Here is a 22931-nt window from a genome sequence, read left to right as displayed (position 1 = left end):
ACATTCAATATAAAGGAGCATATTTATGAAAATTACGGATGTTGTACGTGAGGAATTAATGATTCTTGACGTTCAAGCGAATACTAAAGCTGAAATATTAGACGAAATGGTACAAAAATTAGTTGATACAGGGGCTGTAAATGATTTTACCAGTTTCCGTGAAGCCATTCAAAAACGTGAAGATACAATGTCAACTGGTTTGGGTAACGGCATTGCAATGCCGCATGCTAAGAATGAAGCTGTATCAAAAACCTCAGTTGTCTTTGCCAAAAAAGAAGGTGGCTTAGACTTTGAATCACTTGATGGCCAACCGGCTGAATTATTCTTTATGATTGCCGCTGAAGGCGGATCTGCTGATACACATTTGAAAGTATTAGCTGAATTATCTAAATTGTTGATGAATGAAGATTTTATTGCAGCCTTAAAGGGTGCTGAAACACCATCAGCAGTTACAGGTATAGTTAAACTTGCACAAGCACAAGTAGATGCAGAAAATCGTGCTGAAGAAGCAGCGAGCCAATCTGGCGCAGTTACTGAAGTTGATGACAAAAAACCGTACATCGTAGCTGTTACAGCTTGTCCTACTGGTATTGCCCACACTTACATGGCAGAAGATGCTTTGAAGAAGAAAGCAGCCGAATTAGGCTATCAAATTAAAGTTGAAACGCGTGGTTCTGAAGGTGTAAAACATGGTTTAACAGCTGAAGATATTGAAAAAGCTGATGGTATTATTGTTGCTGTGAGTAAAAATGTACCTATGGGTCGTTTTAACGGTAAAAAAGTAGTTGAACGTCCAGTAGCAGATGGTATCAACAAAACAGAAGAATTAATCAATTTATCATTATCTGGTGATGCACCAGTTTATCATGCAAAACATCAAGATGACGATGAAAACATTGCTACTGATGATCAAGGTGCAGGTTCTGGTAAATTTAACTTCAAATCTTTATATAATGATTTGATGAGCGGTATCTCAGCGATGTTACCATTTGTTATTGCTGGTGGTATTATTCTTGCAATTTCTTTCCTAGTTGAACGTTTTGCAGGTAGTGAATCAGCAATGTTCCTTGGTATTAATGCTATTGGTGCGGCAGCCTTTTCATTCTTAATTCCTGTTTTTGCTGGTAATATCGCACGTTCAATTGGTGGCCAACCAGCTTTAGTATCAGGTTTCGCCGCAGGTGCTTTAGCTAACTCAGCAGGCGCTGGATTCTTAGGTGGTTTGGTTGGTGGTTTCCTAGCGGGTTACGTTACTTTATTAGTAATCGATAGTTTGAAAGGTTTACCAAAATCACTTGCTGGTACACGTACAATCTTATTCTACCCAGTATTTACATTATTAATTACAGGTATTATCATGTACTTCATCCTAGGACCAATCTTCGCTGGTATCAATACAGCAATGATTAATTTCCTAGAAAGCTTAGGTACTGGTAACTTAGTATTACTTGGTGCAATTTTAGGTGGTATGATGTCTATCGACATGGGTGGTCCATTCAACAAAGCAGCTTACGCTTTTGCAATTGGTATCTTTACCGATACTGGTGATGGTAAATTTATGGCTGCTGTAATGGCTGGTGGTATGGTGCCACCTTTGGCAATCGCATTAGCTTCAGTAATTTTCAAAAATAAATTTACTGAAAAAGAACGACAATCAGGTTTAACAAACTTTATCATGGGTCTTACATTCATCACTGAAGGTGCTATCCCATTTGCAGCTGCTGATCCACTACGTGTGATTACATCAAGTATTATTGGTTCAGCTGTAGCTGGCGGGTTAACGCAATTCTTCGCTACAAATGTACCTGCGCCTCACGGTGGGGTAATTACCATGGTTGCTTTGGGTAACCATCCATCACTATTAATCTTATCAGTGGCGATTGGTGCTATCATTTCAGCCTTAATTTTAGGTTTATGGAAGAAACCAATTACTGACGAAGTAAAAGCATAATATTTTAAAAAAGCAAAAAATACACGATTCCTTTGTTGAAAGGGACGTGTATTTTTTTGCGTCATTTTCACAAAATATTGCAATATTAGTTTGTGTTTCAATTAATTTTGTGAATAAATCCACAAAATATCCTAAAAATGCAAGCATTTTTATCCTTTTGCTGTAAAATTGAACTATATTTTTGGTAAAGCGTTTACATAAAAAGATAACTTAAACTCGTTTGGAGGATTAAAAATGGCAAATATGCAAGAAATTCAAGTTGTACATCATAAGGATAAATACCATCGTGCCAAATTGTGGCAAATTGGATTGTTCTCGTTAAACAATGCAGCGACCAATTTATATTTATTTGGTTTTGGCTTTGTTTCATTTTATTCAACAGGTTTATTAGGTCTTACTGCTTTAATTATTAGTCAAATATTAGGATATATTCGTATTTTTGATGGATTCATTGATCCAGGGTTAGGTGCAGTCATTGATAAATTTGATTCTAAGTTTGGTAAGTATCGACCTTTAATTGTAATTGGTAATATTATTACAGCAATTTCATTTATCATTCTTTTCCCAACACATTTAGTAAGCGATGGTTGGAAATTTCCAGTGTTGGTCTTGGCTTTAATTGTCCCTAAAATTGGCTATTCTTTGCAAGCTTCTGTGACTAAAGCTGGTCAAGCTACTTTGACAAGTGACCCTAAGCAACGTCCTGTTTTCTCTATGTTTGACGGTATTTTTACGGCTTTAATTTTCACTGGGGGCCAATATTTTGTAACGAACTTCATTTATCCTAAATTTAATGAATACAGCGCTGCATTCTTTGCTGAATTTATTCCAATGATTATTGTTGCGTCAGCAGTTTTAACTGTTTTAGCAGTAATTGGTATTTCTGCTAATGATAGAACTGAATTTTTTGGTATCGGTGAGAATAATGCCAAAATTAAACTAAAAGATTACTGGCCAATTATTAAAAATAACCAGCCATTACAAACACTGGCAATGGCAGGGGCTTTTGTGAAATTAAATACACAATTATTCTCCGATCAAGTAACGCAAATGTTGATTTTTGGTATCTTATTTGGTTCTTACCAACTTTCAGGTCAAATTTCATTAATTATGGTTGTACCAAATATTCTAATTTCAATGGCTGCATCAGCTGTAGCACGTAATAAAGGATTGAAATGGTCGTATGTTACTTGGCTCAAAATTGTACCGCTTTCCTAGTGGCGTTAGGCTTCCTAGTATGGCAAGCACAACCTGGTATGTTAGATTTTACGAATTTAACGTTCTATAGTGTTTCATTTGTGATTGCTTATATGTGTGGACGTCAATTCTCAACATCACCATCTGGCTTAATTTTAACAATCGCTGCTGATGTATCAGATTTTGAAACGAGTGAATCTGGCCATTATGTTTCAGGTATGATGGGGACTATTTTCTCATTAACGGACTCTATTGCTTCTTCATTAGCGCCCATGTCAATTGGTTGGGTATTAGCAGCTTTTGGTTATGGCGCAGCATATCCTGATGAAACAACAGCGTTAACACCTAATTACGATGGGTAGCATTAATTATCTTCGTATTAATTCCTTTAACAGCCAATATATTCGCTTTAACTTTCATGAAATTTTATACACTAGACAAAGAAACAATGGAAAATGTACAGACGAAATTAAGGGAAATGCGTGATGCTAGAGATGCTAAGGAAGCTGACCGTATTGCCGTCACGGAAGAAATTTAAGCAAAAAATATATTTAGCTGAAAATAAGGCTAATAGAATGTGACGCAAAACCCAAATGTCATGTAAAGACGTTTGGGTTTTTTAGTGGGCATTTATATGACTTTGTATTTGATTTAATGATATGATGAGAGCAATGAAAATGAAAGTTGGTACATATAGCATATGCGAGTAAAAGATATACTGTTAAGCAATAAGAATCAGGCTTTTCTGGCCTTTATTGCGAAAGTTGTTGAAGCAATTTTAGAATTATTGGTGCCCATTGCAATGGCAACTTTAATTGACAGAGGGATTAATATGCAAGACCGTGAGATGATTATACGGCAAGGGATATTATTGGCTATATTACCAATATTAGGTTACTTATCGGCCTTAGTGTGTCAATATTTGGCCTCTAAAGTTTCTCAAGATATAGGGACAAGTCTACGAAAAGAAATGTTCGCCCAATTGAACCGAATTGATCGCAAACAACTGGATCAATTAACCGCATCGTCACTTGTATTGCGCATTGAGAATGACACGCAAAATTTACAATTAGCAGTTGCATTGATGATTCGATTGGGTTCCCGCGTACCCGTTTTATTACTTGGTTCAATCATTATGGCTTTCTATGTTAGTCCTGAATTAGCACCGATATTTATTATAGGTGGTTTTATCATAGGGGCAATTTTAATTTTTATCACCTTTTATAATAATAAACAAAATGGTCGTATCCAGAAAAAATGGATCAATTATCGCGTATTGTTCGTGAGAATTTCTCGGGGATTAGGGACATCCGGGCATTCGCGAATGAGGATCATGAAATTGAGCGATTTGAAACGGAGAATGTGCATTTAAGAGACGAACAAATGAGGATGGGAAGTTTTCAAGCTTTAGCAAATCCGTCTAGTTTGTTACTTGTAAATATTGCGATAGGCTTTATTTTGCTATTTGGTGGCCGTTTGGTAAACAATGGTCACTTTATGCAAGGAGATGTCGTTGCATTAGTGCAGTACATGAATAATATCTTGTTGGCCTTGAATATATTAGTCAATATATTACTTGTATTTAGCCGAGGAATTGTAGGTATTCGTCGAATTGATGAAGTATTAGTATTAGAACCTACAATTATTTCAGGTTCAAATGAAGTGAATCAAAATGAACCAATGGCGCTGACTTTCGATAATGTAACATTTGCTTATGGCAGTCGTCATACTATTGAAAACATTTCCTTTCATATTCAACCCGGTGATTTCTTCGGAATTATTGGGGGGACGGCATCTGGTAAATCAACATTAGTAAATCTAATGTTACGTAACGATGATGTAAATGAAGGTGAAATTTTGGTGAATGGGGACAAATTGCAATCACTTGATTTGACACAGTATCGGCAAGCAATTGGCTTGGTGCCACAAACTGCTAAATTGTTCTCGGGTACCTTACGGGAAAATTTATTAATGGGTAAAGTGAATATCTCTGATGAGGTATTATGGGATACTTTAGCAATTGCACAAGCCAAGGAATTTGTAGCGAAAACAGGTGGAGGGCTTGATTTAGTAGTAAATGAAGGCGGCAAAAACTTCTCAGGGGGACAAAGGCAACGTCTGACGATAGCCAGAGCCTTAGTTGGTAAACCGCGTTTGCTAATTTTGGATGATGCAACGTCGGCTTTAGATTTTGCGACTGAAGCGAAATTACGAACAGCCTTAAATAGGTTAAATACGACAGTAGTGATGATTTCACAACGCGTATCTTCTGTACAACATGCAGATCAAATCTTAGTAATGAATAAGGGACAAATTGCAGGTATTGGTTCGCATGAAGCGTTACTGGAAACTACAGAAATTTATCAAGCAATTGTCGATTCACAGTTGCAACAGCAAGGAGGGGCAAGTCATGAATAAGAAGACCTTTTCTTGGTTATTACACTATATGAAGGATTATCGCTTATTAACCATCTTATTATTTGTATTTTCTACTGTTACAGTCGTTTTTCAAGTTTTAATTCCAATCCAAATTGGACGGGCGATTAATGAAATTGTAGGGTTTGGCCAAGTAAATTATGATAAGTTATGGAATGCTATCTTATGGTTGGGTTTATTTGCTTTCGTAGCGGGTTTAGCACAATATTTACAAAATCTGACTTCCAATAAATTAACCTACAACATTATCGCTGATTTACATCGTGATGCTTTCCATAAAATTCAACGCTTACCGTTACGTTTTGTGGACGGTCGTTCGTTGGGTGACTTAGTAAGCCGAGTAATCAATGATGTTGATTTAGTTGGGAATGGCTTATTACAAAGTTTTAACAATTTATTCTCAGGAGTGATTTTAATATTGGGTGTCATTATCATGATGCTTTCATTGAATGTGAAGATTGGTTTAATCGTTATTTTATTAACACCAATTTCAGTAATCGTGTCCTATTTTATTGCGAGTGGCACTTATAACCGCTTTACTGAGCAGGTAAACGCACGAGGTAAGTTGGGTGGTTTTGCGGATGAGATGGCACATGGGCAAAATATCGTACGTGCGTTCACTTTTGAAGACCATGCAATCAAAGAATTTGATGCTATCAATGCTGAAGTGCATCAATCTGGCATGTGGTCCCAATTTTATGGTGCTTTGATTAACCCGACATCGCGAGTGTTAAACTCGGTTGTTTATGCGATTGTCGGTATAGTCGGTGCTTTTACCGTTGTTAACGGCCAACTAACTGTAGGGATTTTTTCTTCATTTCTTACCTATGCTAACCAATATAATAAACCATTCAATGATATATCTTCTATTATAAGTGAAATGCAAACTTCTTTAGCTGCGGCAACGCGCGTATATGATTTACTACATGCGGAGGAGGAAGCACCGTCACGTCATCATTTACAAGCAGATACCGTAAGTGGTGATGTCATTTTTGAAGATTTAACTTTCTATTACGAAGAAGAACGACCACTGATTGAGGATTTGAATGTTTACGTAAAGGCTGGGGATACAGTCGCAGTTGTGGGACCAACAGGGGCTGGGAAAACAACACTAATCAATTTATTGATGCGATTTTACGATCCAGTTGCTGGTGGTATTCATATTAATGGGGTCAATACTTTGGATATGGAACGATCATATTTACGTCAAAAATTTGGGATGGTACTGCAAGATTCTTGGATATTTGAAGGCACAATTTTTGAAAACATTGCCTATGGAAAAGCTGGTGCTACAATGGATGAAGTGATAGCAGTAGCAAAAAAAGCACAAATTCACGATATGATTATGCAAATGGATAATGGTTATGATTTCCATTTAAGTGAAAATGGGATAAATATTTCAAAAGGCCAGGAGCAATTAATTTGTATTGCCCGTATCATGCTGACGAATCCAGAAATGTTGATTTTAGATGAAGCGACTTCGTCAATTGATACAATGACCGAGAAAACGATTCAAATCACATTTGATAAAATGATGCAAAATCATACTACATTCATCGTGGCGCATCGTCTTTCAACAATTGAAAATGCAGACCAAATTTTATATATGGAAAATGGACATGTATTGGAACAAGGTAACCATTTGGATTTGTTGGCTAAAAAGGGCAAATACTATCACTTATATCAATCACAATTTGAATATCAAACCTAAAAGAAACATTGTGAAATGATGTAAAAGGTGTGGCTGGGACAAAAGGCCTCTAAAAAGGCGTACACAATACTTAAAAAGAGTTGTGTACGCCTTTTACTTTGAAAAATTTTTATAAATTTTGATTGAAATATATCACGGAAACAGGTTAAAGGACTGAAACTGTAGTTCCTTAGCCGTGAAATAGGATGAAATCGAGACCTTGGCTCGATTTCAAATTGAAAGACCTTGGCTTTCAATGGTCCCACGGCTCATAAGGAACGTACACTGTAAGGACGAAAAATCTATGATTTTAATCTTTTGTCCCAGCTGTTGGTTTGAAATAAAGTTTGATTAAAAGGAAGCTACAAACTTTGTTTTTATCAGAAAAGAAACTCACGCGTTTTGAACAAAGATTGATCAAAACATACGGGTTTCATAGTTAAGCAGATTTACTTTTTATAAAAAAGTTTGATTATTTCCATATATCTGTTCAGAATTGAGTCAAAATCCGAAACTAGACAATTTAAAATTAAAACATTTTAGCCTACATTTTATAAGCTATCAAACTTAATTCAAAAATTCCATTACGGTCTTACCAAACAACACCTGCCGAAACAATCCCTTTTACTGTCCCGACAGGTGCTTTAATTAATTCAGTCCAACACGTTCAAATATTTCATCTACATTTTTCAGATGGTAGTTATAGTCAAAAGCATCTTCGATATCTTCAGCATTCAGAATGGACATAATCTTCTCGTCCTCTTCAAGCAGTGGTCGGAATGCTGTCTGTTCATCCCAAGCAATGGCAGTTTTGGGCTGAACCAGGTCGTAAGCTTCTTCCCGGCTGAGGCCTTTATCGATCAGCTTCAGCAATACACGCTGGCTGTAGATCAGACCAAGTGTTGCATCCATATTGCGTTTCATGTTCTCAGGGAACACGGTCAGATTGCAGACGATATTGGCAAATCGGTTCAGCATGTAGTTTAGCAGGGTCGTGCTGTCAGGCAAAATAATGCGTTCCGCAGATGAGTGCGAAATATCACGCTCATGCCATAAGCTGACGTTCTCGTAAGCTGTCACCATGTGCCCTCTGATCACACGCGCCAGTCCGGCCATATTCTCAGATCCGATCGGGTTACGTTTGTGAGGCATTGCTGAGGAGCCTTTCTGACCTTTAGCAAAACCTTCTTCCACTTCTCTAGTTTCCGACTTCTGCAGGCCTCTGATTTCGGTCGCAAACTTTTCAACGCTGGTTGCAATAAGGGCAATGGTGCTAATATATTCCGCATGCAGATCGCGTGGCAGAACCTGGGTCGAAATTTCCTGAGGACGCGTTCCCAGTTTATCGCAGACATACTTTTCAACAAATGGCGGGATATTGGCAAACGTTCCAACTGCTCCACTGATTTTTCCGGCTTCTACGCCTTTAGCTGCGTGTTCGAACCGTTCGATGTGGCGTTTCATTTCTGAATACCAGAGCGCCAGCTTCAGACCAAAGGTAGTCGGTTCAGCGTGAACACCGTGCGTGCGTCCCATGGTCACCGTATGCTTATGCTCTTTCGCTTTTTCACCGATAACTTCAAGCAGCTGCTGAAGGTCTTTTCTGAGTACATCATTGACCTGTTTCAGCTGGTAACCGTAAGCTGTATCAACGACATCTGTACTGGTTAATCCGTAGTGGACCCATTTCTTTTCGTCTCCCAACGTTTCAGAAACGGCTCGTGTGAAAGCGACCACGTCATGTTTCGTTTCTTTTTCGATTTCCAGAATACGGGCAATATCAAAAGAGGCATGCGCTCGGATCTTCTGAACGTCTTCTTTAGGAATCTCTCCCAGTTCGGCCCAGGCTTCATCAGCTAGGATCTCAACTTCCAGCCATGACTTGTAGCGGTTCTCCTCTGACCATAATTCTTTCATTTCAGGTCGCGTGTAGCGTTCGATCATTATACCAGTCTCCTAATTCCAGATTTTCGTTTCTTCAATGTCTTTCAGTGTCTTCTCGGTATCAGCCGTCAGTATGGTCACGTGCCCCATCTTTCGCCCGGTCTTGTCTTGTTTTTTATACCCTTAACGGCTTGCTTTCTCTGAGTTTAGCCAGAGTATTCATATAGTCTGTTTCATAGTCATATAAAGGTGTCGGGTAGTCTCCAGTAAAGTAAGACATACACAGACCATTATGTGGCGCATCGAACTTCAGTCCGATCGAGTCCACTGTCCCTTCGACACTTAAAAATGACAGACTGTCTGCACCGATTTTCTCTCGGATTTCTTCCACTGAATAATCTGCAGCAATCAGTTCTTTCTGGTTCTGAATATCGATTCCGTAGAAACATGGGTATTTCAAAGGTGGAGATGAAATGCGGACATGTACCTCCGCTGCTCCAGCTTCTTTCAATAACTGAACGATGCGTCGGCTAGTCGTGCCGCGAACGATGGAATCATCCACCATGATCACTTTCTTACCGGCCACCACACCTCGAACAGCAGAGAGTTTCATTCTTACACCTTGTTCTCTCAGTTCCTGAGTCGGCTGGATGAATGTGCGTGCAACATACTGGTTCTTGACTAGTCCCATTTCATAAGGGATCCCACTCGCTTCTGCATACCCGCTAGCTGCGGACAAAGATGAGTTAGGGACACCGATAACCATATCTGCATCGACCGGTGCTTCTTCAGCCAGACGTTTGCCCATATTCTTACGTGCAGTATGGACATTGACTCCAGCAATATTTGAATCCGGGCGAGCAAAGTAGATAAATTCCATGGAGCAGATCTGAAGCAGTGTCTGGTCAGTATAGGTTTCGATTCGGTAACCCGAATCATCGATAATAACCAGTTCACCCGGCTGAACGGCACGGACAAATTCTGCTCCGACAACATCAAGGGCACAGGTTTCACTTGCAAGTACGTAGGCACCATTTTCCATCTGTCCAATGGATAAAGGACGGAAACCGTTCGGATCCAGTGCACCGATCAATGCATCAGGCGTCAGCATGACATAAGCAAACGCACCTTTTACGGTATTCAGACTTTCTTTGATTCGGTCGATCAGTGTATCCTGCTTGCTTTTACGGATCAGGTGCATCAGGATTTCAGTATCCGAGTTTGAATGAAAAATCGCCCCAGCCTGCTCGAGTTCCTGGCGCAGACTCACTGCATTGATCAAATTCCCATTATGGGCCAGCGCCAGCTCCTCATCTTGAAACTTGAACAGGAACGGTTGAATGTTTAAGATACTGTTGCTACCGGCAGTGCTGTAACGGACATGTCCAATCCCAGCTTCTCCCGACAGGCGGATCAGTTCACGTTCATCTTTAAACACTTCAGATAAAAGTCCCAAGTCACGGTGTCCTTTCAGACGCCCATTGCGATTGGTCACAATCCCTGCGCCTTCCTGACCGCGGTGCTGCAGGCTATGCAGACCGAAAAAATTCAGCTGAGCTGCATCCGGGTGTCCCCACACACCGAATACGCCACATTCTTCATTTAAGCTTTTGATTTCAGCAACCAAGGAATGGCTCCTTCCCATAAGTCTTTCAATTCTTTAACATCAATAGTCAGCTCTTCCGTCTGCGTACGGATTTCAGCGATTCGTGTATCTTTTACTTCACCGATTTCAACGGCATCTTGTCCAAATACTTCTTTGACTGCTTCGGCGTTTTCAGATCTGACAGATTCATCGAAGCCCATACGGTGAACGGCTCCTCTTACCGCTTCTCCCTGAGGATCCAGAATTGATTCTTTATAGGTTACATATACTTTTACGTTATACATGAGTCACTTCTCCTTTTGATCTCTCGTCAGACGGTCGAGTACTTCCTGATATAGTGGGATAATGTCGCCGAGATCCTGTCTGAAGACATCCTTGTCCAGACGATCGTTCGTCTTTTCATCCCATAGACGGCATGTGTCCGGTGAAATTTCATCTGCCAGAACGATTTGTTCTTTCGCAGCCTTTCCAAATTCCAGCTTGAAGTCGATCAATCTGATGCCGGCCTCACTGTAAATCTCAATCAGCGACTGGTTGATGTTGTGAGCCTGTCTTTTAATTTCGTCAATTTCTTTCTGGTCAGCCAGATTAAGTGCAAGCACATGATCATCATTAATGAGCGGATCGTTCAGTCCGTCATCCTTGAGGTAAAATTCCAGAACCGGAAAGGCCAGCTCCGTCCCCTCGTCTACACCGAGCGTCTGGAAAAGCTTCCAGCAGCGACATTTCTGACGACAACCTCAAGATCGAACATATCCACTTTTTCAATCAGCTGATCCGTTTCAGACACTTCCATGATGAAGTGACTTGGAATATCCTTCTCCTTCAGCTTTTTGAAGATCATGCTGGTAATCTGGTTATTCAGCTGCCCTTTACCGGCTATGGCTTCTTTCTTGGCTCCATTCCCAGCTGTGGCCTGATCTTTATACGTGACCCAAAGGATGTTGGGTTCACTGGTCTCATATAATTGTTTTGCCTTGCCTTCATATAACAGGTCTCTCTTTATCAACTGAATACCCCTTTCAGAACTTGGTTAAACACGAACATTAAACACATCTATACTTTCAATCGTTCTAATTTATCGATATAGCCTTATCATAAATTGTCTAAAGAATAGAGTCAACCTTTGAGCGTCTATTTATGAGTGACATTTTGTATAATGTTCATGTTTCATGTTTATAAAGCTGAATTTACAGATTAAAATATTCTAATGTTTTGTAATTAACGAACATTGCTGACTATTTATCCTTGAATAGTGATTTTAAGATCAGAGTTCGTAAAACTATTCACAAAATTTAATTAAACACAATTCGCTGACAGACTCACACTTAGGAGATGATTCACATGCAGATATACTGGACAACCCTTGTAGACGTCATTGATGAGGCCACAGACACAAAAACATTCTACCTCGACCTCCCAGAGGGCTTCACCTGGGAAGAAGGCGCGCACACTCACCTGGTACTGGAAGGATTCAATAGCGAAGAAAAACCTGACAAAGGGCTGGTCCGGCATATGTCGATCGCAACTCTTCCAGAAGAAAACACAATCGGCATCACGACTCGCCTTAGAGCAGAGCGCTCAAGATACAAGATTCATCTGGCTGAACTTAAAAGCGGAAGCTCATTTGCCCTGTTCAAGACACATACAAATATCCCATTGAAGCGAGAAGACAGACCCATTTACCTGTTGTCATGCGGGGTCGGCATCGCTTCATTCAGACCTCTCATTATGCAGTACTTAAATGATTCTAACAGAATAGATTCGCTTCATTCTCTATATATCGACTCGTCTGGTGAGCAACTCTTCTCTAGTTTGTTTGAACAAGAGTCAGATCCGTCTCTGACAGCTCAGTACGTCACTGACCGTCCGGCTTACTATCAGGAAGTGAACAGACTGGCTGTTGATACTAACGCCTTCTTCTATATCGTCGGCAGCGATGACTTCCTTAGAGAAACCATCGCCACACTGCGTGAATACGGGATTTCTGGTGAGCATATCACAATCGATAAGCATGAACGGTTTCGTTCAGATTTTCTTAGCTGAGCAGGTCTAAAAAATCGAGTAGGAGGTAAATAATTAATTTATTTACCGTCCTCTCACACCACCGTACGTACGGTTCCGTATACGGCGGTTCAATATCTTAAGTAAGCAGACTCTGCCAGGTCTCGTAGTGAAACTACGTTCCACTGGTAGAGTCTTTTCGTTGTAAGCACCCAATGAACTTCAGGTGTTTTTGACAGTCTCCAGTATTTCTTTCTGGAGTAACCAATGCGTTTAGCACTGTCCATATCTAGACCTAAACGCATTAATCTGCTAATCTTAGTACGTGGATTTTTCCATCTCTTTAAAATTAGTTGCCTGATTCGGTGATGGAGCCATTACTCTACTTTAGTTACGAAGGTTTTGATGAAACCTGTGCCAAAATAATTTACCCAGCCTCTTGTTCGGCTGTTTATCTCTTTGACAATCTCATCAAATGTCCCTGCTCGCTTACGTTTGGTCAAGCGTTTCAAGGTGCGAATGAATTTCGCTTTGGCTTCGTTCGAAGCTCTGTAGCGACAGACCCCATTCACTGTGGTTATCAGACAACCCAAGAACTTTAAACGCGTTGGGGAACCCACTTTACTTTTCTCTTGGTTGACAGTTAGTTTCAGGTGTTTTTCAATGAAGCGAGTGATACTTTGGAGCACATGTTCACCGGCTCGTTTTGACTTCACAAAGATGACGAAGTCATCAGCGAACCGGACGAAACGGAGTCCTCTCTGCTTCACTTCTTTATCCAGTTCATGTAAGTATACGTTACAGAGTAGGGGCGAAATCACGCCACCTTGTGGTGCGCCTGTGTTACTTTCTACGAATTCGCCAGACAGACCTATGACACCGCTCTGTAAGAACCAACTGCGCGGTAAGGTTATTCACTTCTGACTTATCAGCTTTGTTAATCTTTACCGCATTTAATCTTGGTGCATAGTTTTCTTCAAGCTTCTGAGCGTTTAATAATGCGTCTGTCAACGCAGTAAAACTAGCCTGTCCAACAACAGCCCCATCATCAACACCTTTAAAAATTCGAATTTCAAAAGTTTCACTAGCCACTCGACCTGAACCATCAATCAATACTAGCTGTGCATTTAGATCACCTACATTGCTTAGTAGCTCGGGTGTGTAATAAATTTCAAATTGTCCAGTCTGTGCGTGAACCGCAGTAAATGAATCTAATCCATTTACTTTTTTATCTTGCGATTCCCAGTATAGCATCAAAGAAACCCCTGTTAAATCAACGACTCTACCATCATCTGTTACTGTGACGCTTAGTTTTCTACCGTGATTGTCCGACGAGTTCGCTCTTAGATAATCCTTTATTTTGGTCGACGCTTTATCCCAAATCAGTTGAGTTTTTCTAAAATTTTCTAACAAATAAATTCTCCTCTTTATTAATTTTTAATTTTAAAACAAAAAAACAACCTCTTATGGACATCATACCCATAGAGGTTGCTTTAATTAAACTTTATTATAAATAATCAAACTTTGTTTTAAATGAACGAACTTTATTATAAATGATCAATCTTTTTTATAAAGCTACACCAGCCTCTTCGCTTAAGCTTTTGATTATTCAACTGTTACTGATTTAGCAAGGTTACGTGGCTTATCAACATCTAGACCACGGTCTAAAGTTGCATAGTAAGCCAATAATTGCGTTGGAATAACACTTACTAATGGTGAAAGTAAACCTTCTACTGCAGGTAAAACGATATCGTCGCCTTCACGGTCTAAACCTTTCATAGAGATGACCATAGTATGCGCACCACGTGAACGTGTTTCTTCAACATTACCACGAGCATGAGCCGCGGTATGTGCTTGTGTGATGATACCAATAACAGGTGTACCATCTTCAATTAGCGAAATAGTACCGTGTTTCAACTCACCAGCAGCAAAACCTTCTGCTTGGATATAAGAAATTTCTTTTAATTTTAAGGCTGCTTCTCGGCTCACTTCGTAGTCAACACCACGGCCGATGAAGAAGGCGCTAGATTTATCGGTGAACATTTCAGTTGCCAAAGCATGAATATGGTCTTTTTCATCAATTAAGATTTGGATTGCATTCGCAATGATTGATAATTCATGTTTCATATCAAATTTCGCTTCAATACCTAAATCTCTACGTAATGCTTCAACTAACACGGCAACAACAGCAATTTGAGCTGTATATGCTTTTGTTGAAGCTACAGCGATTTCTGGACCTGCATGTAGCAGCATTGTGTAATCCGCTTCACGTGATAAAGTAGAACCTTTCACATTAGTGATTGTTAGAGATTTGTAGCCTAATTTGTTGGTTTGTACTAATACTTGACGGCTATCTGCAGTTTCACCAGATTGTGTTAAGTAAATAAAGAATGGTTTCTTGCTTAATACTGGGATGTTGTAAGCAAATTCTGAAGATACATGAACTTCAGTTGGAATACCAATTAAGTTTTCAATTAAATGTTTACCTACTAAACCTGCATGCATAGATGTACCCGCACCAATGATGTAGATACGATCGCTATCTTGAATCGTGTCTAAAATTTCTTGATCAACAGTTAGTAAGCCATCTTCATTTTCATATTCTTGAATGACGCGACGCAATACAGCTGGTTGCTCATCGATTTCTTTAATCATGTAGTATGGGTAAGTACCTTTATCAAGATCTGAAGAATCTAATTGCGCAGTGTATGCATCACGTTCAACAGTTTCACCTTTAAGGTTTTTAATTGTTACGTTGTCTTCTGTCAAGATAACAATTTCGCCATCATAGATTTCAACGTATTGATCTGTTAAATCGATTGAAGCCATTGCATCAGATACGATTGTGTTGAAATCAGTACCTTTACCAATCAATAATGGTGATTTGTTTTTTGCAGCAAATACAACACCTGGTTCTTCTGAATCGATTAAGGCAAATGCGTATGAACCTTCGATAACATTCAATGCTTTTAAGAATGCAGCTTCTGCATCTAAGCCATCAGTTAATGCATAATGTTCAATTAAGTTAACAGCTACTTCTGTATCTGTATCTGAATGGAAAGTAACACCTGATAAGATCGATTCTTTAATTTCGTTGTAGTTTTCAATAACGCCGTTATGTACTAACGTAAAACGACCAGTAGTTGATTGGTGCGGGTGAGCGTTACGTACACTTGGTTCACCGTGAGTGGCCCAACGTGTATGACCGATACCAGTATGCGCTTCAAGGTTCATGTTTACTTCGCTTTCTAATTTCGCGATTCGACCTTCTTCACGGAATAAATGACCTTGTTGACCTTCTGCATCGACAACGTAAACACCTGCTGAATCATAACCTCGGTATTCCAAACGTTCTAAACCGTTTAATAATACCTCTTGAGCTGATCCATTACCAATATAACCTACAATACCACACATGTTGTAGTTTCCTCCTATTTTGGCGGCATGAAATTAGGCCCTAGTTTTCTAGTGCCTGCCGCAATTTTATTTGGTTACTACGCACTTAGTGGCTATTTGACTAGCTAAAATGAGTTTCTAAGTCATTGATTAGCTAGCTTATTTCCTCACCTATGGACCGTACAGCCCCTGAATCATCCGCCGAATATTTCGATAAATTCAGTCCTCGTCTCCTGTATTGCTACAAGTCTGGCGCTATCTCCCTATGAGATTTTATTAAAGTAGTAACTCAATCCATTTTATAAATATAAAGATGCAATGTCAATATATTTGCAGTAATATCGTGCATTTTAACCATATCTTAACTTCCTATCAAGCTTGATAAGCTTACATTGACTTACCAAAAGATCCTGTACACAAAAAAAGAGCCAGGATAAACCTGACTCCCTCTAATTGTATGAATATATTTAGCAAAATTTGCTAAGTTTATCTTAGTATGAACCGTTAGCGTTCCAGAATGCTAAAGCAGCTTCCCATGAACCGTAACGTTCAGCAACATATGCATCTGCTGCAGCTTCTTGTTCAGCTGGAGAAGCACCGTACGCTACTAATGAAGGGTTCAATTGGTAACGACCGTAGTAACCACCTGCAGCGTTGTAAGCAGTGTAAGATCCACCTGATTCACGTTGTGCAATGATTTCTTTAGCTGCGTTTGAAGAAACAGCAGTTGTTGTAGTTGTAGTAGTTTCTTCTACTGGTGCAGTGTAAGTAGTTTCTTCAGCTGCATAAGTTTCTGCTGGTGCTACGTAAGCTGTTTCAGTAACAACTTCTTCAGCTACATCATAAGTTGTTGCTTCTTCAGTAGTTGAATCTTCAACGGTAACTTCTGCAACTTCACCAGTAGCTTCATCTGTTACGAATGAAAGTTTTGTACCTGGGAAGATTAAGTTAGCGTTTTGAATATCGTTGATTGCTACTAAGTCGTTCAAGTCAACAGATACTGCTGAAGCGATAACACCTAAAGTATCTCCGTATTGGATAGTGTATGAAGTAGTTGATCCATCAACAGATGTTTCTAAGTCTGCTACAACTTCGCTAGTTGAACGTGCTGACCAAGTTGATGCTTCTACACCGTTGTTAGCTGTTACTGCGAACAAACTTGCTAATGCAAATGATGTACCTAAGATAATTTTGTTTAATTTCATATTTTAATACGCTCCTTATTCAGTTAAGAATATTTTTAAATGTTTTATTTAAAATGTTATGATCTTGCCTATGTCGTGGCGCTACTCTTATTGGTGCGCCTTGTTAGATGAAGCTCTTGTCTTATCTACAAGCAATATCTTAGCACGAGCGTTTTTCTAATGCACTAAATTGGGGCATCTGTTAAAGCCTCTTAACTGACTTGCAACCTAAAACCGGTGTTTTGCAAAGATTGTGTAAATTGGTAATATTTCTGTAATATAAAATTTGCGACTTCTTTTGTTAAAAGTGATAATTACGAAAAATTCACAAATTTTGTAACAAAACCCTTGATTTTATTGGTTTTTAATCTAACAAAACAAACAAACATTCTAAAAACGTTGATATATCAAGCCCGATGAACGTTCGCCTTTAGAAACACCCTCGTAACAAAAGACCCTTGCTTTGTTAAATTTTCTTTATATAAAACGATTTATACAAATGTAGGCATAAAAAAAGACCGAACCGAAGTTCAGTCTCTACTATAAATTACTGGGATAGCTGGATTCGAACCAACGCATGACAGAGTCAAAGTCTGTTGCCTTACCGCTTGGCTATATCCCAATATTAAATGGAGGGAGAAGGATTCGAACCTTCGAACCCGAAGGAACGGATTTACAGTCCGCTGCGTTTGGCCACTTCGCTATCCCTCCAAATATCGTACTTAAATAGTATAGCATCTGAAAATAATTTTTTCAAGCATCTTTCTCAAATTTTTTCAAAAAAATTATCAACCATGATTTCGACATCAAACTACTGTCAGTCATTCCGTCTATTATATAGAAGAAACAAGTTCATGATTGCTAATTTTTCCGTTTCATTTAGGGGTCGATATGCCCCTTCTGGCAACTCGCCCAAGTCCATTGGTCCAATCTTTTGGCGAAATAAATCTGTCACCTTAACCCCGCAAGCTAGGAACATCTTCTTAATTTGATGACGTTGACCTTGAGAAATTCGAACAATGCCCGTTGACGTCTGCTCACTAGCGGTTAGAATGTCGAGGGCAGCCGGCTTACAGACCGTCCCATCATCAAAAACAATGCCTTCTTGGAAGGCTGCTATCATTTGCCCATCCATCAACCCATTCACCGTCACACGGTAAGTCTTTTCGATATCAAACTTAGGTTGTTGCAAAATATAGTGGAGCTGACCGTTGTTGGTTAAAAATACGAGACCGTGGGCGTCGCGGTCCAATCGACCTGAAATAGCGAGATTTCCCGGATTATCCTTTGGCTCGATAAGGTCTAACACCGTTGGGTATTGGGCATCCTTATTGGCAGACACGTAACCTTGGGGTTTATGTGCAATATAGTAGGTATGGCCCATATCACTTTCTAGGGGAACCCCATCAATGGTGATAGCCATCCAAGCTGGATCCACGACTTTGGCATAGTCCTGAGTTACTTGGTGATTGACTTGAATGCTCCCGTCTTTCAGTAATCGTTTGACCTCTTTTCGCGTGATATGATTTGCTTCCATTAACAATTGTCCTAGTAGCATGTATCCACCCTCTTCCCTTTGTGCTATCTTCGTACATAAATAAATGTTTATTATAGAACAATTTTCGCAAAATGTGTCTTAAATGCCAATGAGCAATTTGCCACTATGGTATAATTTAAAGTGAAAAACAATAGAATGGAGGATAGATTCATGCAAATAGATTGGTCAAGCATCTTTTCATGGACAAATGTTTTCAATCTAATTGATATTTTAATTGTCTGGCTCTTTATTTTCCAGCTCTTAAAAATCTTGAAAAATACGAAAGCCTTCAATATTTTGAATGGCGTATTCATCTTTTTGCTGATCAAAATTATTTCTACCCTATTTCAACTGAAAACCGTTGATTGGATTATGAATAACATCATTCAATGGTCTGTCATTGGGGTAATTGTGATTTTCCAACCAGAAATTAGACGTGGGTTAGATCATTTGGGCCAACAGTTCTTTGCCGGTAAACGTGAAGCTGGTGCCCGTAATCCGAACGAAAAAATGGTTCGCGATCTTGTTGAAGCGAGTGAATACATGAGTAAACGTCGGATTGGTGCCCTTATTTCCATGCAACGCTCACAACCCTTGAATGAATTTGCTTCAACGGGCATTACCTTGAACTCAGCAATTTCATCTCAATTGTTGATTAATATATTTATTCCAAATACGCCCCTTCATGATGGTGCAGTCATCATTCAAGATATGGCGATAACATCGGCCGCGAGTTATTTACCCTTGTCAGAAAACCCCAATATTCCAAAAGAATTGGGTACCAGACACCGCGCTGCCGTTGGTTTAAGTGAAGTCACTGATGCCTTAACAATTGTCGTATCAGAAGAAACTGGTGGCATTTCCGTTGTGGAGCGTGGTGAAATCACCCGCGACTTAACGAAAGATGCTTTATATCATATTTTAGCGGATAACTTTATTCATAGTAGTGATGACGAAAATAGCGATACTTTCATATCCAACTGGTTCAACCAATTAACAGGAGGTGGCAAGTCGGATGATTAATAAATTCTATAACAACAAAATTGCTTTATTATTAATGTCCTTATTCTTGTCCCTACTGTTATTTGTATACGTAAAGGCCGAGCAATATAACGAGAATCCTATTAGTTTCTTCCAAAATGTGAGTGAAGCAACTACGGAAACGATTTACAATGTACCGGTATATATAGATGGAAATGTTGATAATTACTACATTAGTGGTCTACCAGATTCTGTCTCTGTTAGCTTATCAGGACCTAAAAATGTGATCGATCAAACTTTAGAAGCAAATGATTTCAAAGTTGTGACAGAGGACTTAACCGACCTTGGTGAAGGTTCATATTATATCCAGCTACAAATGGAAAATCTGCCAGAATCGGTGTCGTATGAAATTTCACCTTCTAGTGTCAATATTTCGATTGATACCGTACAAACTACTGAAATGCCTGTCCAGGTTGACATTGCCAATAGTGATGCTGTTGCAGATGGTTATAGTATTACTGATATTACGACGAATACAAGTACTGTCACCTTAACGGGCGCCACTTCAGATATTAATAGCGTCAGTCAGGTTTACACTAGTGTTACCATTCCAGATAATCTTAGTGAAGATTACACGACAACAGCAACCGTGATTACGGAAAATGCAGATGGCGATATTTTGAATATCAATACCGATCCAACTGAGGTCGAGGTAACTGTTTCTGTAGATGCAGATGCTGCTGTGGTACCGATTGAACTGAACGTCACCAATGAACAGGATGACTATACCTACAAGACAACAATACTAGACGGACCAAATGCATCCTTATCCGGTGACTACGACGTCATTAATGCCGTTGATAGCGTCACAGCAACCGTTGATGTGGCTAATATAACTGAAACAACAACGATAGATGCACCGATTGAAGTTCCTACAGGAGTTGAGGCAGTGTCTCCAACAACCGTCCGCGTGCAAGTTGTCCCAACGACATCTACTTCAAATTCGAGTAGTGCGACTAGCTCATCATCGAGCGCTTCAAGTGTTTCCAGTAGCAGTGCGAGTGCGACTAGTTCAAGTGCCGCAGCATCCAGTGCGTCAAGCGCTAGTTCTAGCGTAATTGAATCTTCTCAATCTTCATCAACGTCTAGTGATGCAACGAGTGAAGCAAGTAGCACAAGCGAGACATCTGTTGGTGTTGATGATACTGAAAATACTAATTTTACTGGCATTGATCGTGAAGTACAGGCGGATGAAATTAATAATGACGCATCAACTGATCAGAGCGATGGTTCATCAAGTGTAAATGTTTTTAATGGAATACTTGCATTTTTCGCAAGTTTTTTCTAGTATTAACCAATACAGCCTTTTTCTACTGACGAGTCACTAAAAATTGACTATCTGAGGTTTATTGGGAATATAAAAGAGATATCAATGAATAAACTCGAAGCAAAGACTTCGATATAAAAGGAGTAGATTATGAGAAAATACTTTGGTACTGATGGTGTTCGTGGTTTAGCTAATGAAGAGTTAACACCTGAATTAGCATTTAAATTAGGTCGTTTTGGTGGTTATGTATTAATGCAACATGCACCAGAAGGCATTGAACATCCTCGTGTTTTAGTTGCCCGTGATACACGTATTTCTGGTCAATTATTAGAACAAGCACTTTCAGCAGGTTTATTATCTGTTGGTATTGAAGTACAACAATTAGGTGTTATTACAACCCCTGCTGTTTCATATTTAACACGTACAACAGGTGCAACTGCCGGTGTTATGATTTCAGCAAGCCATAACCCTGCACCAGATAACGGTATTAAATTCTTTGGTAGTGATGGTTTCAAATTATCAGATGCACAAGAAGAAGAAATTGAAGCATTATTAGATCAAGAAGAAGACACGCTTCCACGCCCTTCAGCAGATGGTTTAGGTACTTTATTCGCTAACCCTAGTGCTGTTGGTAAATACTTAGAATTCTTAGCTTCTACGATTACTGGTGACCTTTCAGGAATCAAAGTAGCAGTAGATGGCGCGAATGGTGCAACATCGCCATTAGTGAATCGTTTGTTTGCAGATTTAGGTGCAGACTTTACAACAATGGCAACATCTCCAGATGGCGTAAACATCAACAAAGGTGTTGGCTCTACACATCCTGAAAAATTACAAGAACTTGTTAAAGAAACAGGCGCTGATATCGGTGTTGCTTTCGATGGCGATGGCGACCGTTGTTTAGCTGTAGACGAAAATGGTAACCTTGTTGATGGTGACCAAATCATGTTCATCTGTGCGAAATTCTTAAACGAACGTGGCAAACTTGTTGATAACACAGTCGTTTCAACCGTTATGTCTAATCTAGGTTTCCACAAAGCGGTTGAAGAAGCTGGTATGAAAGCACCGCAAACTAAAGTTGGTGACCGTTATGTCGTAGAAGAAATGCGTGCAAAAGGGTATAACTTAGGTGGCGAACAATCTGGCCACATCATCTTCATGGACTACAACAACACTGGTGACGGTCTTTTAACAGCTGTTCAATTACTTTACGTATTGAAAACTTCAGGTAAGAAATTATCAGAATTAGCTGGTGAAATGAAAACTTACCCACAAGAATTGATTAACGTTCGCGTAACGCGCGAAGGTAAGACAGAAGCAATGAACTCTGAAACTGTTCAACAGGTAATTGAAGAAGTAACAACTGAAATGGCTGGTAATGGTCGTATCTTGGTTCGTCCTTCAGGTACAGAAAACTTATTACGCGTTATGGTTGAAGCACAAACTGACGAAGATGCACATGCATACGCAAAACGTATTGCAGATCAAGTAAGTGCAGAATTCGGTATCGAAGGCTAATTTTCTACATATCACATACAATCAAAAAGCGAGACTGGGTAAATTTATAGTGGACCCAAAAAGTTAGACTAAATTTTATGAGAGTGGACCGATTGGTCTGCTCTTTTTTAATACATGCAATTTGGCTTAATTCCTATTGTCGACAATACTTCTCATAAATTTCAATCTGTCAAGAGTAGTAGCGGAGCGACTCTTGATAGATTGAAACTTTATGTGAAAC

Annotated in this window: 18 protein-coding genes, 2 tRNA genes and 2 pseudogenes; 10 read left to right on the top strand and 12 right to left on the bottom strand. The window is 39.4% G+C overall.

Going from position 1 to position 22931, the window contains the following annotated elements; translation table 11 throughout:
• Positions 1–25 precede the first annotated feature (25 nt).
• The 6 genes from B9P78_RS05795 (at position 26) to B9P78_RS05775 (ending at position 7295) form a co-directional block, all read left to right on the top strand.
• Positions 26–1951, top strand: coding sequence for a fructose-specific PTS transporter subunit EIIC (locus B9P78_RS05795; protein ID WP_094518554.1), 1926 nt, complete (start codon positions 26–28; stop codon positions 1949–1951).
• Between the two features lie 234 nt (positions 1952–2185).
• Entirely contained in the window at positions 2186–3169 is a 984-nt protein-coding gene (locus B9P78_RS05790) for an MFS transporter (protein ID WP_094518553.1), read from the top strand.
• Positions 3142–3510: an MFS transporter gene (locus tag B9P78_RS05785; RefSeq protein WP_148138584.1), complete on the top strand. Its 369-nt coding sequence runs from the start codon at positions 3142–3144 to the stop codon at positions 3508–3510. The genes B9P78_RS05790 and B9P78_RS05785 overlap by 28 nt, the downstream gene beginning before the upstream one ends.
• A 338-nt stretch (positions 3511–3848) precedes the next feature.
• Positions 3849–4520 carry an ABC transporter transmembrane domain-containing protein gene (locus B9P78_RS10225; protein ID WP_255377087.1) on the top strand — a complete coding sequence of 224 codons (672 nt, stop codon included), beginning with the start codon at positions 3849–3851 and terminating at the stop codon, positions 4518–4520.
• Positions 4406–5566, top strand: coding sequence for an ABC transporter ATP-binding protein (locus B9P78_RS10555; protein ID WP_255377086.1), 1161 nt, complete (start codon positions 4406–4408; stop codon positions 5564–5566). The genes B9P78_RS10225 and B9P78_RS10555 overlap by 115 nt, the downstream gene beginning before the upstream one ends.
• Positions 5559–7295 (top strand): ABC transporter ATP-binding protein, encoded by a 1737-nt coding sequence (locus B9P78_RS05775; RefSeq protein ID WP_094518551.1) that lies wholly within the window; start codon positions 5559–5561, stop codon positions 7293–7295. The genes B9P78_RS10555 and B9P78_RS05775 overlap by 8 nt, the downstream gene beginning before the upstream one ends.
• Before the next feature lie 627 nt (positions 7296–7922).
• Here B9P78_RS05775 and purB read toward each other — a convergent pair.
• The 5 genes and pseudogenes from purB to purC all read right to left on the bottom strand — a co-directional run bounded on the left by purB (position 7923) and on the right by purC (position 11773).
• Complete coding sequence (gene purB / locus B9P78_RS05770; RefSeq protein WP_094518550.1) at positions 7923–9218, bottom strand: adenylosuccinate lyase; 1296 nt, start codon at positions 9216–9218, stop codon at positions 7923–7925.
• 12 nt (positions 9219–9230) lie between these two features.
• Positions 9231–9335: pseudogene (locus tag B9P78_RS09805) on the bottom strand (hypothetical protein); the annotation flags it as partial.
• Positions 9334–10785 (bottom strand): amidophosphoribosyltransferase, encoded by a 1452-nt coding sequence (gene purF / locus B9P78_RS05765; RefSeq protein WP_094518549.1) that lies wholly within the window; start codon positions 10783–10785, stop codon positions 9334–9336. The gene purF and the pseudogene B9P78_RS09805, both read right to left, overlap by 2 nt.
• On the bottom strand, positions 10761–11048 hold the full coding sequence (locus B9P78_RS05760) for a phosphoribosylformylglycinamidine synthase subunit PurS (protein ID WP_094518548.1): 288 nt from the start codon (positions 11046–11048) through the stop codon (positions 10761–10763). The genes purF and B9P78_RS05760 overlap by 25 nt, the downstream gene beginning before the upstream one ends.
• A gap of 3 nt (positions 11049–11051) precedes the next feature.
• A pseudogene (gene purC / locus B9P78_RS05755) lies at positions 11052–11773 on the bottom strand (phosphoribosylaminoimidazolesuccinocarboxamide synthase).
• A gap of 335 nt (positions 11774–12108) precedes the next feature.
• On the opposite strand from purC, the gene B9P78_RS05745 reads away from it, so the two are divergent.
• A complete protein-coding gene (locus tag B9P78_RS05745) occupies positions 12109–12810 on the top strand; it encodes a ferredoxin--NADP reductase (protein ID WP_158520581.1) in 702 nt (233 codons plus the stop codon).
• Positions 12811–13145: 335 nt separating this feature from the next.
• Here the strand turns inward: B9P78_RS05745 and B9P78_RS10215 are convergent, their stop codons facing one another.
• The 7 genes from B9P78_RS10215 to B9P78_RS05710 form a co-directional block, all read right to left on the bottom strand.
• Complete coding sequence (locus tag B9P78_RS10215) at positions 13146–13589, bottom strand: reverse transcriptase domain-containing protein (RefSeq protein WP_233487751.1); 444 nt, start codon at positions 13587–13589, stop codon at positions 13146–13148.
• A 22-nt stretch (positions 13590–13611) separates the two neighbouring features.
• Positions 13612–14181: a BppU family phage baseplate upper protein gene (locus B9P78_RS05735; RefSeq protein WP_158520580.1), complete on the bottom strand. Its 570-nt coding sequence runs from the start codon at positions 14179–14181 to the stop codon at positions 13612–13614.
• A 192-nt stretch (positions 14182–14373) separates the two neighbouring features.
• Complete coding sequence (gene glmS / locus B9P78_RS05730) at positions 14374–16185, bottom strand: glutamine--fructose-6-phosphate transaminase (isomerizing) (protein WP_094518545.1); 1812 nt, start codon at positions 16183–16185, stop codon at positions 14374–14376.
• A gap of 470 nt (positions 16186–16655) precedes the next feature.
• Complete coding sequence (locus B9P78_RS05725) at positions 16656–17369, bottom strand: LysM peptidoglycan-binding domain-containing protein (protein WP_094518544.1); 714 nt, start codon at positions 17367–17369, stop codon at positions 16656–16658.
• 529 nt (positions 17370–17898) lie between these two features.
• Positions 17899–17970 (bottom strand) — tRNA-Gln (locus tag B9P78_RS05720).
• 8 nt (positions 17971–17978) lie between these two features.
• Positions 17979–18059, bottom strand: a tRNA-Tyr gene (locus tag B9P78_RS05715).
• A gap of 106 nt (positions 18060–18165) precedes the next feature.
• A complete protein-coding gene (locus B9P78_RS05710; RefSeq protein WP_094518543.1) occupies positions 18166–18906 on the bottom strand; it encodes a pseudouridine synthase in 741 nt (246 codons plus the stop codon).
• A gap of 150 nt (positions 18907–19056) precedes the next feature.
• Here B9P78_RS05710 and cdaA point away from each other — a divergent pair, with 150 nt between their 5' ends.
• From cdaA to glmM, 3 genes are all read left to right on the top strand, one after another.
• Positions 19057–19908, top strand: a complete 852-nt coding sequence (cdaA, locus tag B9P78_RS05705) for a diadenylate cyclase CdaA (protein WP_094518542.1) — start codon at positions 19057–19059, stop codon at positions 19906–19908.
• Complete coding sequence (locus tag B9P78_RS05700) at positions 19901–21214, top strand: YbbR-like domain-containing protein (RefSeq protein WP_094518541.1); 1314 nt, start codon at positions 19901–19903, stop codon at positions 21212–21214. Before cdaA ends, B9P78_RS05700 begins: the two co-directional genes overlap by 8 nt.
• 129 nt (positions 21215–21343) lie before the next feature.
• On the top strand, positions 21344–22711 hold the full coding sequence (gene glmM, locus B9P78_RS05695; RefSeq protein WP_094518540.1) for a phosphoglucosamine mutase: 1368 nt from the start codon (positions 21344–21346) through the stop codon (positions 22709–22711).
• Positions 22712–22931 lie beyond the last annotated feature (220 nt).

The sequence above is a fragment of the Aerococcus sp. 1KP-2016 genome, assembly GCF_002252085.1.
Lineage (GTDB): Bacteria > Bacillota > Bacilli > Lactobacillales > Aerococcaceae > Aerococcus.
This window is presented reverse-complemented; position numbering and strand designations above follow the sequence as displayed.

What these genes read in the sequence shown, in the direction of transcription:
- B9P78_RS05760 (WP_094518548.1), bottom strand. Translation starts at nt 11,048, where the DNA reads ATGTATAACGTAAAAGTATATGTAACCTATAAAGAATCAATTCTGGAT.
- glmS (WP_094518545.1), bottom strand. Translation starts at nt 16,185, where the DNA reads ATGTGTGGTATTGTAGGTTATATTGGTAATGGATCAGCTCAAGAGGTA.
- B9P78_RS05745 (WP_158520581.1), top strand. Translation starts at nt 12,109, where the DNA reads ATGCAGATATACTGGACAACCCTTGTAGACGTCATTGATGAGGCCACA.
- glmM (WP_094518540.1), top strand. Translation starts at nt 21,344, where the DNA reads ATGAGAAAATACTTTGGTACTGATGGTGTTCGTGGTTTAGCTAATGAA.
- B9P78_RS05725 (WP_094518544.1), bottom strand. Translation starts at nt 17,369, where the DNA reads ATGAAATTAAACAAAATTATCTTAGGTACATCATTTGCATTAGCAAGT.
- purB (WP_094518550.1), bottom strand. Translation starts at nt 9,218, where the DNA reads ATGATCGAACGCTACACGCGACCTGAAATGAAAGAATTATGGTCAGAG.
- B9P78_RS05790 (WP_094518553.1), top strand. Translation starts at nt 2,186, where the DNA reads ATGGCAAATATGCAAGAAATTCAAGTTGTACATCATAAGGATAAATAC.
- B9P78_RS05710 (WP_094518543.1), bottom strand. Translation starts at nt 18,906, where the DNA reads ATGCTACTAGGACAATTGTTAATGGAAGCAAATCATATCACGCGAAAA.
- B9P78_RS10555 (WP_255377086.1), top strand. Translation starts at nt 4,406, where the DNA reads ATGGATCAATTATCGCGTATTGTTCGTGAGAATTTCTCGGGGATTAGG.
- B9P78_RS05700 (WP_094518541.1), top strand. Translation starts at nt 19,901, where the DNA reads ATGATTAATAAATTCTATAACAACAAAATTGCTTTATTATTAATGTCC.
- B9P78_RS10225 (WP_255377087.1), top strand. Translation starts at nt 3,849, where the DNA reads ATGCGAGTAAAAGATATACTGTTAAGCAATAAGAATCAGGCTTTTCTG.
- cdaA (WP_094518542.1), top strand. Translation starts at nt 19,057, where the DNA reads ATGCAAATAGATTGGTCAAGCATCTTTTCATGGACAAATGTTTTCAAT.
- B9P78_RS05795 (WP_094518554.1), top strand. Translation starts at nt 26, where the DNA reads ATGAAAATTACGGATGTTGTACGTGAGGAATTAATGATTCTTGACGTT.
- B9P78_RS05775 (WP_094518551.1), top strand. Translation starts at nt 5,559, where the DNA reads ATGAATAAGAAGACCTTTTCTTGGTTATTACACTATATGAAGGATTAT.